The sequence below is a fragment of the Methanohalophilus halophilus genome (genome assembly GCF_001889405.1).
In the GTDB taxonomy this organism is placed as follows: domain Archaea; phylum Halobacteriota; class Methanosarcinia; order Methanosarcinales; family Methanosarcinaceae; genus Methanohalophilus; species Methanohalophilus halophilus.
The window spans coordinates 123,268-136,152 of the sequence record NZ_CP017921.1 but is presented as its reverse complement, the minus strand read 5'-3'; the positions used below and the strand labels follow the sequence as shown (position 1 = coordinate 136,152).

Below are 12,885 nucleotides of genomic sequence, written 5' to 3'. Positions count from 1 at the left end.
TTATTTAAAAGTACAGGGCATCTTTTGGACAGGCTTCCACACAGCGGCCACATTTTATGCAGTCGGGATTATTGCCTATGTCCCTGACCGTAAGTTCCATTGGGCACACTTTTTCACATTTCTTGCAATCTATGCAAAGTTCATGTGCCATTTTAAGCTGGTATCGGTCTCCTCCGATTATTCTTTGTGCAGTTCCCATCGGGCATACCGTACACCAGGTCCTGGAATTGTAAAATCCTCCCAGCATGATTGCCAGTGAAGTTGTAACAATACACATTGACACTAGTACGACTCCGATTTTTTCGAACATATTCTGTGTGGCAAATACCACTGATACCCTGTATATCATTACTGTCATCATAAGTACCAGGAGAGGTATTCGCAACCAGAAACTTTTGAGGCTCTCCGGTATATCCTGTTTTCTTGAGACTTTGCTCAGCACGAAATCATAGAGGCTTCCACGCGGACATAGGTTGCCGCAGAACCAGCGTCCTCTTACTACAGACGTAGCCAACAGGGTGATCATTACAACTGCCATCAGATATCCAAGATAAGGATACCACAATCCACCCAATGAGACTACCAGGACAAGCAGCCACAGATAACGTGTAATCTTCAGCATTTTCACCATGCCTCCAGTTCATTATCGACTTTGTTTACCCATTTATGTACAATTTGCATAATAATTTCCTTTATTTCGTTTTTTTCCTTCAGTTTATAGATATAGGTGTATCCTCCACGATCCAGGTTTGTTTGGGATTTGGTAAGGATTTCTTTTTCATGTAATTTTTTAACGGATCTCTGGACAGTTGAAAGGTCAAGCCCGGTATCATTTGCTATATCTTCAGTATTTACCCATTTTTCCGGAGTATCAAAGAATAACCCGATGACCTTCATATCGGCTCTTGTAAGGTTCAGGGCACATTTGATGACATCGTTTAAACGGAATTCTTTGCAGGCAAAGTCTATCATTCCAATACCTCTTATAAATTGCAGTACTGTCTATAACTCACAGCATATATAAATGCTTTTAACAACTGTCACCTGTTGCCAAAAAATAGCAGTACTCATGATATTACGAGATATATTTATCAATAATGTATATTATGAATTAGCAGGCGATTACCATGAGCGGTCGTGAATATATGCTAGGCAACGTTGCCATTGCCCGCGGTATTGTAGAAGGGGCTGTGGACGTTGTGTCCGGTTACCCAGGGACCCCTTCTTCTGAAATAGTGGATACTCTGGCTTCTATGAAAGAAAGGGACTTCTATATTGAATGGTCCGTAAATGAAAAGGTTGCAATGGAAGTGGCTGCCGGTGCCTCTATGGCAGGAGCCCGTTCCGTGGTTACCATGAAACATGTAGGTCTGAACGTAGCTGCTGATCCCCTGATGACTCTGGCATACATGGGTGTCAAGGGAGGCATGGTTATTATAGTGGCCGATGACCCTTCCTGCCATTCTTCCCAGAACGAGCAGGATACCCGCAGGTATTCCGTGTTCTCACAGATTCCCTGCCTTGAGCCATCAACCCCCCAGCAGGCCAAGGACATGATTCCTTATGCCTTTGAATTATCTGAAAAATATGAAATACCGGTAATCTTTCGCTCCACAACACGTATATCCCACGGGAAATCGGATATAAAACTGGCTCCAGTCAGGCAGAAGACAGGTGAAATTAAATTTGAAAAGAACCCTGACCGCTGGGTAATGGTTCCTAAAAATGCGAGAATACGTCATCCTCATCTGCTTTCGATACAGCAGGACATTCGCGGTGAGCTTGAAGTTTCCGGCTGGAATGAACTTACCATAGAAGCAGAGAGTACTGTTGGTATCATTGCTTGTGGAACAGCTGCAGTTTATACAAAAGAAGCGCTTGACAGGCTTGGTATTACCGCTTCTTTTTTGGAGATAGGGACGTATCCAATTCCAGAAGACAGTATTCGTCAACTTCTCGCTAAAACAGAACAGGTAATTGTGATAGAGGAACTTGAACCTGTTATTGAGGATCAGTGCAAGGTAATTGCAAGAGATGTAGGCTTTGAGACTGAAATCTTTGGGAAAGCAGATGGGCTTCTTCCCCGTACAGGTGAATTCAATGTTGATATTTGCATGGATGGAATTGCTAAAGCTTTTGGAATTGATTCATGTGAATGTAAACCTGCAAAGCAGGATATGGAACTGCCTGTCAGACCGCCTGCAATGTGTCCGGGTTGCTCCCACCGTGGTACTTTCCATGTCATGAAAAAAGTATTTGGTGAAGATGCGGTATTTCCCAGTGATATCGGTTGTTACACTCTCGGTATCCAGCACGGTACGGTGGATACCACTCTATGTATGGGAGCAAGTATCAGTGTTGCTTCGGGAATCTATGACGCCGGTGAGAAAAAACCCATATGTTGTACGATCGGTGATTCTACCTTTTTTCATACTGGGATTAACAGTTTAATGAATGCTATCTACAATAAATCTGATATTACTGTACTGATACTTGATAACAGGACTACGGCAATGACCGGTCACCAGCCCAATCCGGGTATGGGTAAGACGGCAACCCGTGAACCAACAGTAGAGGTTGAATTTGATAAATTGTGCAGTGCAATGGGTGCGGAATTCGTGGAGGTGGTTGACCCCTACGACATGGATGCCACGGAGGATGTACTGGAGCGGGCAAAAGCCTATGAAGGGGTTTCAGTTGTAATAGCCAAACGTGCCTGTGTAATTTCCGCAGCAAGGGAAGGCATAAGATACACTCCGTTTATGGTTGATACAGATCTCTGTAAAGGTTGCCGGAAATGCTTGAAATTTGGCTGCCCTGCAATTGAATTTGATGAGGTGTCCAAAAAAGCCTCCATTAATACAATGTGCAGTGGTTGTGGATTGTGTGTTGAAATATGCAATTTCAATGCTATCATGGAGGTGAAAAAATGACTTCCAATTTATCAAATTTTGATCTTGTGATAGCCGGTGTGGGAGGCCAGGGTGCTGTCAAGGTTTCCGATATAATAGGCAAGGCAGCGGTTTCTGAAGGAATGGATGTCCGGGCAGCAGAGACCCACGGGATGGCCCAACGTGGTGGTTCTGTTGTGAATTATGTAAGGGTTGGTTGCGATCTCGGTTCCCTCATTCCCTGCGGCAGTGCCCAGGGGATGCTGGCACTGGAGCCGGTAGAGGCAATGCGCTATATCAGTGATGTGGCAAAAGATGGAATTGTGGTGATGAATACCTCCCCGATTTATCCGGTAACCGTTACATCAGGACAATGCACCTACCCTGACCCACAGGAAATTGTTGCCAGCCTTGAAAAGGATTACAGGGTTGTGGCCTTTGATGCTGTGGCCCTTGCCAGACAGGCCGGGAATATGAAAACCCTGAATGTCGTGATGCTGGGCGCAATTTCCTCTTATCTCCCGATCCCCGAGGAAACACTGGTGGAATGTATAAGGAATATGGTACCTCCAAAGACCATCGAGACCAACCTGAGTGCATTCCGGCTGGGCAGGGAAACAACAAGACAGTAACAACATTAGCATGTACAGTATACCGACTTCATGTTTTGATCTTGACTACACTCTGGATTGTGGTCAGGTATTTCGCTGGTCAAAAGAAGATGACTGGTGGCACGGTGTGGTACAGGGAGATTATGTACATGCCTTCTATGAAAAGGAGGCGTGGACCCTTTACATTGATTCCCGTCTCCCGGTTGAGTTTTTTGTGAAATATTTCAGGCTGGACGATGACCTGCCCTATATCTTTTCCTCAATTGATCATGATTCATACTTACATGAAGCAATATCAAAATACAGGGGTTTGCGACTGGTTATGCAGGATCCCTGGGAATGTCTTGTATCTTATATGATAGCAACCGCTTCGAATATCCCCCGTATAATGAAATCCATCGAGAAACTTTCCCGGCTGCTGGGGGAGGAAATTGTTGATGGGATCTATGCCTTTCCTGAAATATCTGCCCTTGCAGCTTGTTGTGGTGAGGATCTTTGTGACTGCAGTCTGGGTTTCAGGGCACGCCGACTTGTCAAAGCTGCCCGGATGATAGAATCAGGAGAGTTAGATCTGTATGGGCTGTATGATATGGATTATTTCCAGGCCAAACAGCAATTGATGACTATAGAAGGCATCGGGGATAAGGTGGCTGATTGTATCCTCCTTTTCTCCTATGGAAAAATGGAAGCTTTTCCTGTGGATACCCATGTTGACAAGGTTATCAGAAATTATTATTCCGATAGTTTTGAAGGACCTTATACCAAACCCAAAATGGCTGAATGGGCAAGATCCTATTTTGGACATTACTGTGGTTATGCCCAGCAGTATCTTTTCTATCAGCACAGGCTTGAAGGTAAACTGGGCAGTGGAATGGATTAAAGGAATTCATTGAGAAAAGCCCGGTAGTTGGTATCCTTTATTTGCAGGATATTTTTTCCGGACAGGATTTCATATTCGTCTTTAAGGCTCTTTGAAACCTGTTTTCCCAGGGAACAGTTGTGAATTTCATTTTCAAGTAATGAAGAGGCAGTTGTATATTTGCGTGGAACTTCAACTACATATTTCCCGTCTTCTATGTAGAATGCAAAAACATCTCTCCGGTCGGTGTATTTCTTCCTGAACATCTCAGCATGTTGTTTAACCCATACCGGAGGCCCTCTGTGTTTTTTTACAGTTGCAATTTGGGCATTTTCAAGTTCAATGATAAGTACGACGTCCTTGCCTACCCATATATCACTTTTAATGGGTCGGAAGTCCTGTTTTTCAAGTAATGCTTCCACTGACTTTTGCATTTTGAAAAGCTGGGGATACAGTATATCTTCTACAACTTCGGGGGTCTGGAACTTCAGCGCAATTATGGAGCTTGTTCTTTTATTCATTCTCTGGATTATTTCACCATCAGATAGGGGGGTTGTGATTTTCTTTGAAAAGCAGGATTCCTTTGGCTCTTCCAGGTATTGGCGGCAGAGATCAATGAAAAGACAAAACTTGTCAAGTGATAGAGCAGCGGCTACGTTTCTTCCTGCATCTGTGGGATCAATCACCTGAAGAGGTTCGATAAATTCCTTTGTGGGTTTCAGGAACTCTATTTTCTGATTCGGCTCCCACACTGCTGCGGCTTCAAGCACGTTTTTGAAAGAGCCGTAATGGATTATGAGAAGTTCGGTGAGATATCCTGAGAAACCCCGGGTTTTCAGTTCTGAGCCATATGTCCCTCCGGCTTTCATGAACTGTTTGAGTAAAAGCACTTCATCCTCCAGACCCTCGATTTTTTCTTTTATGAAGCGGTTGTGAAAAGGTGTCCTGTCAACAGCTGAGATTATTCTGGAAGCATCGGTTACACGGTAGCAGGGGACAATATCTACATCAAATCCCGCATAGTTCATTTTGGTGTAAGGGTGTTCTGCATAACCTTCTTCCCAGAACCGGCCTTCTTTTGCAAGTTCGTGCCCTATGAACAAACCATACTCTTCAAGTTTTTCCCGTGGGAGGGATGGGTCAAAACTTATGAATATATCAAGATCATGTGTGCCGGTAATCCATGTATTGCGAGCAGCTGAGCCTACCAGCTGGACCTTCACATCGGTAATATGTTCTTTTTTGGCTATCTGAATCGCTCTTCTCATCAGATAACTGGCAGTTTGTTCCAGTTTTTCTTTCTCTTCCAATGAAGGCTTTATACGTTCCAGCACTTTTTGTTCAAGAGGCAGCATGTAAATCCTTTTGATTTCTGTGTTTTTAGTTATGTTCTGTTATGTATGGGGTTTCAGTCGTCTTTTGCTATATATTGTTTGAAGCTATATACTGTTTCTTTTATCGTTATTTTATAATAGAAATAAACATAAAACTGTCTAACGATAAAAATTTATAGTTATCGATCTTCTCTTATATGGATAACGGGAGTTTGACAGATGGAGAACAGGTGGGTGCAGATTTAACTGTCGTTGTCTTTTTTGGTTTAATATTTGGAGGTAATATATGTTAAGTGAAAAGATGACCGAAGCATTAAATGAGCAGATAAACAGGGAGATGTATTCTGCCTATCTTTATATGGCAATGTCAGCTGCAAGTTCCTATAAAGGACTTGACGGCTTTTCGAACTGGTTCATGGTACAGTATCAGGAAGAAATGACTCATGCTATGCGCATATATGATTACTTGAATGAACAGGGAGCACAGATCCAGCTTAAGGCAATAGAGCAGCCACCAAAGGAATTTGGTACTCCTCTTGAGATGTTCAAAGCTACCCTTGAACATGAACAGTTTATCACAAGATCAATCAATGAACTGGTAACTCTTGCAAATGAGGAGAAGGATTATGCAACAAACATTTTCCTCCAATGGTTTGTCACCGAACAGATCGAAGAAGAGAGCAATGATAATGAGATAATCAGCAAACTCCAGCTTGCAGGTGAAGAGGGAAATGGCCTGTTCATGATTGACAAGGAACTTGGTGCAAGGGCTTTTACCCCGCCGGCACAGGAAGGACAATAATCAGTTAAAGGAGGATTTAGTATGGATATTGAGGAATTAATTAAAGGAAAAGTATCTGAAGGCAAAGAGAAACATGTACCTGACATTTCAATAGGCAAGTCCCATGGTTCAGATGTGGATGACCTGGTGACGGTCCATGTGGGAAAGGAAGTTGCCCACCCCAATACTATTGAGCATCATATTGTATGGCTTGAGTTGTATGGTGTGAAAAAGGGAGAACCTGCTGCAGGCTCGAATTACGGTGGGGATAAATATGGCCAGATCGTGGACTTGGGACGTGCAGAATTCGGTCCTTCATTTACCGAACCCCTTGCAAGGTTTAAGGTGAATGTTGCCGATTTCAAAGCTGTGTTTGCTATATCCTATTGCAATGTGCATGGCCTTTGGCAAAATATCATCGAACTTTAAAATTTGGTGAATTCATGAGCACAAATGCAGATAAGGTGAAGGAAGTCAAAGGTTTCCTGCCACGCTCCATAAGGTATGCCCAGGACATAAATGAAGACTTCTCTGAAGCTCTTGCATCATTTTATGCTGCTGTGTGGGAAGACAGGGAAGATGGTCTCTCCATGAAGGAGAAACACCTTCTTGTCTTTTCCATTGCCTGTTCAAATAATAACAGTGAAAGCGCTGTGAAAATTCTTGAAAGACTCAAGAAATTTGGAGCGACCCGTACTGAGATCACGGATTGTATGATGATTGCTGCCTGGACAGGTGGTATCCAGAATTTCACTGATTTCAGCAGACAGGTATTAAAGCAGATGGATAAATTGGAATTTTGAAATAAAGTGGGGATTAATTATGGAAGAAACTGAAACTACAAGAATGCCTCTTATAGGCGATGAAGCACCGAGTTTTAAAGCAACAACTACACAGGGAGAAATAAACTTCCCTAAAGATTACAAAGGCAAATGGGTAGTTCTGTTCAGTCATCCGGCAGATTTTACACCGGTCTGTACTACCGAATTCATGACCTTTGCTACAATGGAGGATGAATTCAGGGAATTGAATACCGAACTCATCGGACTTTCCATTGATGGTATCCATGCACATATTGCTTGGCTGCGTACCATTAAAGAGAAAATCGAATATAAGGGTATGAAAGATGTAGAGGTTAATTTCCCTGTAATTGCGGATATCAAGATGGAAGTAGCAAAGAAATTCGGTATGGTCCAACTGGGTGCATCGGATACTCAAGCCGTACGTGCAGTATTCATTATCGACCCGAAGAACAAGGTACGTGCAATCCTCTATTACCCCCTCAGTAACGGACGGAACATGGATGAGGTCAAAAGACTTGTAATTGCCATGCAGAAATCGGATGCCGAACAGATTGCCACTCCGGCAAACTGGCAACCAGGTGATGACGTAATTATTCCTCCACCGGGTTCATGTGGTATGGCAAAGGAACGGGTTGAGGCCAAAGAAGACGATAAGTATTGTCTCGACTGGTTCATGTGCTTCAAGAAAAGTAAGGAGTAAGCAGGTCTTGACCTGCTTTTTTTAGGTGAACAATGACTTTCAAAGATATATTGCTCGAGGAAAATGTTGGCGGGTTTGACCTGGTTTTCAGGGCCCTCATTGGTTCAGTGGCAACGATTGCCCTGGCCATGGACCTTGTGGAAACCTCTCCCTGGAACTGGCTGGTTGCACTTGTGGCTTTGGCCGGATTATTTACGGCAATGACAAGGCACTGTACGCCCTACCATTATCTGGGTATCAATACCGCAAAAAAATAATTATTCCAGCCCGATCTCTTCATCTGTAAGATAACAGGCCGGGTCATCTGCCCAGGCATTGCCATAAACAGCTTCTGCACGTACACGGAAATTTCCGTTACAGATGTCCAGCCACTTGCACTGGCCACATCTTTTTGCATGTTCCTTCAATAGAGGCTTGCGATCTTTCAGGCCCGCCAGTAAATTGTCGCTGAGATCTGTCCATATCTCGCTGAAAGGCCTATCCCTGATATTCCCTATGGTATAGTGGCGCCAGAACTGATCAGGGTGCACTGTTCCATCCCAGGACACACAACCAATTCCTACACCGGTGGAATTGCCTCCGTTCATTTTCATAAGATCGAGGACCTCGGCCGCACGCTCGGGCTCTTCGTCCTTTAATTTCATGTAGAGGTAGGGGGCATCACAATGATTGTCCACTGTAAGTACCTCTGGTTTAATCCCTTTTTCATAAAGCTGTTTTGTACGATCCATAATCAGGTCTAATGTTTCCCGGCTTTCTTCATGTGTCAGGTCTTGTTTTATGAGGTCGCTGCCCCTGCCTGCATATACAAGATGATAGAAACAAATCCGTGGAATTCCTTCTTCTTCCAGCAGGTCGAATATTGCAGGAATTTCCCGGAAATTACTTTTATTGATTGTAAAACGCAGGCCAACCTTGATCCCTGCTTTCATGCAGTTGTGGACACCTTCAAGCGCCTTTTTGAAAGCTCCCTGTTGTCCCCGGAACCTATCATTTGTCTCTTCTGTGCCGTCAATAGAAATTCCAACGTAGGACAGGCCGATTTCCTTTAGTTTTTTTGCCATATCCATGTCTATTAGTGTGCCATTTGTGGAAATTACTGCTCTTAGGCCCTTTGAGACTGCATATTCGGCCAATTCTGGCAGATCTTTCCTGACAAGAGGTTCCCCTCCGGAAAAAAGTATGACAGGTGTTTTGAACTCTGCAAGGTCATCGATGAGTCTTTTTCCTTCTTCTGTGGATAGTTCATCCTCAAAATCTTTATCGTCTGCCTGGGCATAACAGTGAATGCATTTGAGGTTACATTTGCGGGTGATATTCCAAACCACAACAGGTTTCTTGTCCTTTGAGAACTGGAGTAGGTGGGAAGGTAATCTGGAGGAGTGCCGTCCATATCTCAGGGCATCCGATGGTTCGACAGTTCCGCAATAGAGCTTTGAAATACCGATCATTTCTAAACCTTCTTCAGTCAAAGTATTCGTCTTTAATGGTTTTTAGCATTTCATCGAAGGTGTACTTGCAGGGTTTTATAGTTGTTTCCACGCCATATTCCTGAATGGTATTTGCTGTAGGAGTACCAATTGCAGCCACAATAGACTTTTTCATTACTTCCTTTATATCATCGGTTTTTCCCATCTCTTCTGCCAGGCTGAAGAAATTGCGTACCATCATGGAACTTGTGAAGGCAAAAATGGCAATATCCCCGGATGCTGCCCTTTTAATAAGTTCTCTCTGCTTGTCTCCTTCGGGTCGCACGAGTGTATATACCTGTGTTTCCAGAACAGATGCACCACACTTTTCAAGCCCTTCTATAAGCAGGATTGAACCATAGGCACTGCGTGCGGTATCCACTATCTTTCCCTTCACATCAGGACACAGATATTCAACCAGTCCTTCTGAGCTGTAGACACCAGGTATACCAAGAACTCCAATATCAAGTTCTTCCAGTCTTTTTTTGGTATTTGGTCCGATGGCTATTACTTTTGTCCTGTTCAGGGAATTTGTGAATTCATTCCTGTCATCTACCTTGTCCAAGGTATGGTCTATACCATTGGCACTGGTAAATATCACATAGTCACTTTTTCCAGAAAGGACATGGTCTGTGAATGTGTCGAACATGTCATCTTCCATGTCCTTCAACTCGATCATTGGTGCCTCGAATACCTCATATCCCATGGATTGTGCCATCTCACGGGATTTTGCGAGGTAATTGTGTGGCCTCATTATTGCTATTGTATTACTCTTTTTGTCCATATTATCCCCATACGACCTTTTGCATACCCAGGATATCATGTACGGAAACCACATCACCCACAACTGTTATTGCAGGGGCCTTTACACCGGCTTCCTTTGCTTTTTCTGCTATGTTCTCAATATTTCCTGTGGTGATCCTCTGATCGGGCCGGGTTCCTTTTTCAACAATTGCTACCGGAGTTGTCGGCAGCTTGCCATATTTTTTCAGTGCATTCATATTCTGCTCCAGCCTTTTCACTCCCATAAAAATGACCAGGGTACCCGGGAAGCGGGCCAGGTTTTCCCAATCAAGGCCGGTTTTTGTTTTGGTCGGGTCTTCATGGCCGGTAATGAATGTAACCATCGATGCATGGTCCCTGTGGGTTACAGGGATTCCGGCATAAGCAGGTACTGCAATTGCAGAGGTGATACCTGGTACAACCTCAAAATCGATTCCTGCCTGCACAAGTTTTTCAGCCTCTTCGCCGCCCCTGCCGAACATATAGGGGTCCCCTCCCTTTAATCGAACGACACTTTTTCCTTCTTCTGCCTTTTTCACTATCAGATCGTTGATTTCTGTCTGGGTTAGTTTATGGTTGCCTGCATACTTTCCTGCATCTATTTTTTCTGCCGTTTCAGGCATACTCTGCAGGATTGCTTCTCCTGGCAACTGGTCATAGACGATGACCTCTGCGTTGTCTATCAACTTTCTTGCTTTTATTGTGAGCAGTTCCGGATCTCCGGGGCCGGACCCAACAAGATATACTTTCCCGTATCCGCTATTCATGATATTAATCCTCTATTGACGTGTTTGAGGAACTAAGGATTTGATTGGTTAAAAAGGTTATATGTACTGGATAGAAATTGGAGGGAAGAAAAAGTGAAAAATATACTCATTGATTATCGAGTATATATAATAAAATGTCCTTGTTGAGCTTTCCCTCTCTTTCTATCTTTCTGGCAACTTCTTCGTCTGACATGCCCTCAGATTTCAATTCCTTTATCCTTTCATTAACAGAAGGCGAGATGCTGTAATATTCATTTATGTCTTTCCGGTGTCCCCATACATCTCCCTCTATAAGTCTGATTCCTTCCATCTCAAGGAACATTTCAATGGATTTTGATACAGTTTTCCTATAAGATGAAGGTATCTGGATCACTTCCACATTCTTACATCTTTTAACGAGATCAAATATGTCCTTGTTGGACGGACGGAAAGCCAGATGAATCACTCTTTCCCCTTCATCGAGTGTTTCAATTTCTTTCCTTTTGCTGACAACTCTGATTTTCATGATTCCACTCCTGATATTAAGCTCGATGTACAACTCAATAAATTATTATTAAGTCTGACCTCTTAAATAATTATCGAGTGAGAGGATCATTCATTTTTCTTCAAACGCAACCTTACGGCATCAGCATGGGCGTACAACCCTTCTTCTTCTGCAAGTGTGATTATTGTATCACTCAGGGATTGCAAGCCTTTCCTGTCCAGCTGTTGTATTGTGGAATATTTCAGGAAATGATTGATGTTTAATCCTGAGTAGAGTTTTGTATAGCCGGCTGTAGGGAGAACATGATTTGTTCCTGACGCATAATCCCCGGTTGAAACGGGAGCATATTTTCCCATGAAAATCGATCCGGCACTATCGATCCTGTCCAGGACTGCATCATCATCTGCTGTCACTATCTCAAGATGTTCGGGTCCGAAATTATTGGATAATCCAATACACTCATCAAGGGAATCGCCTATAAGGATGGCCGCATTTTGCAGGGCTTCTTTCACTATTTCTGACCTGGGTGTAGTATCTGCAAGTTCTCCTAAGCGTTGTTGTGTATTCGCTGCAATATTCTCAGAGGTAGTTGCTAATACACAGATTGCGTTAGGGTCATGTTCAGCCTGTGCCAGCATGTCAGATGCGATGAAATCCGGGTCTGCAGTTTCATCTGCGATTATCAGGATCTCACTGGGTCCTGCCGGGAAATCTATCTCTGCATGTGTGCGGATAAGCATCTTTGCCGTAGTGACAAAGACATTTCCCGGGCCCACAATCTTGTCTACGGGCTTAACGCTTTCAGTTCCATAGGCAAGAGCTGCAATAGCCTGAACCCCGCCGAGTCTGTATATCCTGTCAGCACCAGCGACCTTTGCAGCTGCAAGTGTCAGGGGATTTACCTTTCCATCGGGCCCGGGAGGCGTGCACATTGCTACATCCTTCACTCCTGCAACTTTTGCCGGGATTATAGTCATAAGGGCTGTTGAGGGGTACGATGCTCTTCCTCCGGGCACATAGGCACCTACGGATCTTAAGGGCACGGTTTTCTGTCCGGCTTTAAGTCCCGGGGAAATTTCCACAAACCATTTGTCCCGGGGTAATTGTGCTTCATGGAATTTCCTTATGTTAGATGCAGCCTTATCCAGGTGTTTCAGCAAAGACGGATCTATTTTTGTCATTGCTTCATTAATCTCGTCTTCAGTTACTTCGATGGCACCAATCCGGGCTTTGTCAAATTTTTCAGTATAATGACGCAGGGCACTATCCCCATCCTTTTTTACATCCTCAAGGATTGTTTCAACTGCATCCCTTACAGCCATCAGATCTGATGCCCTTTCCATAAGATTATCCAATTCACCATTGGTGAGGTCTTTAATTTTCTTATAAAGCATGGGGTAAGT

16 protein-coding genes are annotated in these 12,885 nt (G+C 43.7%); 8 read left to right on the top strand and 8 right to left on the bottom strand.

Features of this window, described 5'->3' with window-relative positions; all coding sequences use genetic code 11:
- Window positions 1-4 precede the first annotated feature (4 nt).
- On the bottom strand, window positions 5-622 hold the full coding sequence (locus BHR79_RS00695; RefSeq protein ID WP_072560334.1) for a 4Fe-4S binding protein: 618 nt from the start codon (window positions 620-622) through the stop codon (window positions 5-7).
- A 2-nt stretch (window positions 623-624) separates the two neighbouring features.
- Window positions 625-972, bottom strand: a complete 348-nt coding sequence (locus BHR79_RS00690) for a helix-turn-helix domain-containing protein (protein ID WP_072560332.1) — start codon at window positions 970-972, stop codon at window positions 625-627.
- Window positions 973-1,127: 155 nt separating this feature from the next.
- On the opposite strand from BHR79_RS00690, the gene iorA reads away from it, so the two are divergent.
- The 3 genes from iorA to BHR79_RS00675 are packed head-to-tail and all read left to right on the top strand — an operon-like array spanning window position 1,128 to window position 4,382.
- The gene (iorA, locus tag BHR79_RS00685; protein WP_072560330.1) at window positions 1,128-2,933 is read left to right on the top strand and encodes an indolepyruvate ferredoxin oxidoreductase subunit alpha; all 1,806 of its coding nucleotides are present in this window, start codon (window positions 1,128-1,130) and stop codon (window positions 2,931-2,933) included.
- Window positions 2,930-3,523: an indolepyruvate oxidoreductase subunit beta gene (locus BHR79_RS00680; RefSeq protein ID WP_072560328.1), complete on the top strand. Its 594-nt coding sequence runs from the start codon at window positions 2,930-2,932 to the stop codon at window positions 3,521-3,523. Before iorA ends, BHR79_RS00680 begins: the two co-directional genes overlap by 4 nt.
- A 10-nt stretch (window positions 3,524-3,533) precedes the next feature.
- A complete protein-coding gene (locus BHR79_RS00675; protein WP_072560326.1) occupies window positions 3,534-4,382 on the top strand; it encodes a DNA-3-methyladenine glycosylase family protein in 849 nt (282 codons plus the stop codon).
- On the opposite strand, the gene cca is transcribed toward BHR79_RS00675, so the two are convergent.
- Entirely contained in the window at window positions 4,379-5,716 is a 1,338-nt protein-coding gene (gene cca / locus BHR79_RS00670) for a CCA tRNA nucleotidyltransferase (RefSeq protein WP_072560324.1), read from the bottom strand. The two genes, BHR79_RS00675 and cca, sit on opposite strands and share 4 nt — an antisense overlap.
- Window positions 5,717-5,981: 265 nt before the next feature.
- Between cca and BHR79_RS00665 the strand changes: the two genes are divergently transcribed.
- Genes BHR79_RS00665 through BHR79_RS00645 form a run of 5 tightly spaced genes read left to right on the top strand, consistent with a single transcriptional unit; the run spans window position 5,982 to window position 8,236 of the window.
- The gene (locus BHR79_RS00665) at window positions 5,982-6,497 is read left to right on the top strand and encodes a ferritin (RefSeq protein WP_072560322.1); all 516 of its coding nucleotides are present in this window, start codon (window positions 5,982-5,984) and stop codon (window positions 6,495-6,497) included.
- 21 nt (window positions 6,498-6,518) lie between these two features.
- On the top strand, window positions 6,519-6,905 hold the full coding sequence (locus tag BHR79_RS00660) for a desulfoferrodoxin family protein (RefSeq protein ID WP_072560321.1): 387 nt from the start codon (window positions 6,519-6,521) through the stop codon (window positions 6,903-6,905).
- Window positions 6,906-6,919: 14 nt separating this feature from the next.
- On the top strand, window positions 6,920-7,279 hold the full coding sequence (locus BHR79_RS00655; protein WP_072560319.1) for a carboxymuconolactone decarboxylase family protein: 360 nt from the start codon (window positions 6,920-6,922) through the stop codon (window positions 7,277-7,279).
- Window positions 7,280-7,298: 19 nt separating this feature from the next.
- Window positions 7,299-7,979: a peroxiredoxin gene (locus tag BHR79_RS00650; protein ID WP_072560318.1), complete on the top strand. Its 681-nt coding sequence runs from the start codon at window positions 7,299-7,301 to the stop codon at window positions 7,977-7,979.
- Between the two features lie 32 nt (window positions 7,980-8,011).
- Window positions 8,012-8,236, top strand: a complete 225-nt coding sequence (locus tag BHR79_RS00645; RefSeq protein WP_072560316.1) for a YgaP family membrane protein — start codon at window positions 8,012-8,014, stop codon at window positions 8,234-8,236.
- Here BHR79_RS00645 and ahbC read toward each other — a convergent pair whose 3' ends face one another.
- The 5 genes from ahbC to hisD form a co-directional block, all read right to left on the bottom strand.
- On the bottom strand, window positions 8,237-9,430 hold the full coding sequence (gene ahbC / locus BHR79_RS00640; RefSeq protein WP_072560314.1) for a 12,18-didecarboxysiroheme deacetylase: 1,194 nt from the start codon (window positions 9,428-9,430) through the stop codon (window positions 8,237-8,239).
- 13 nt (window positions 9,431-9,443) lie between these two features.
- Window positions 9,444-10,232 (bottom strand): uroporphyrinogen-III synthase, encoded by a 789-nt coding sequence (locus tag BHR79_RS00635; protein ID WP_072560312.1) that lies wholly within the window; start codon window positions 10,230-10,232, stop codon window positions 9,444-9,446.
- Window position 10,233: 1 nt separating this feature from the next.
- Window positions 10,234-10,998 carry a uroporphyrinogen-III C-methyltransferase gene (gene cobA / locus BHR79_RS00630; RefSeq protein ID WP_072560310.1) on the bottom strand — a complete coding sequence of 255 codons (765 nt, stop codon included), beginning with the start codon at window positions 10,996-10,998 and terminating at the stop codon, window positions 10,234-10,236.
- 106 nt (window positions 10,999-11,104) lie between these two features.
- Entirely contained in the window at window positions 11,105-11,503 is a 399-nt protein-coding gene (locus BHR79_RS00625; protein ID WP_072359329.1) for a DUF1699 family protein, read from the bottom strand.
- An 86-nt stretch (window positions 11,504-11,589) separates the two neighbouring features.
- The gene (hisD, locus tag BHR79_RS00620; protein ID WP_072560308.1) at window positions 11,590-12,876 is read right to left on the bottom strand and encodes a histidinol dehydrogenase; all 1,287 of its coding nucleotides are present in this window, start codon (window positions 12,874-12,876) and stop codon (window positions 11,590-11,592) included.
- Between the last annotated feature and the right edge of the window lie 9 nt (window positions 12,877-12,885).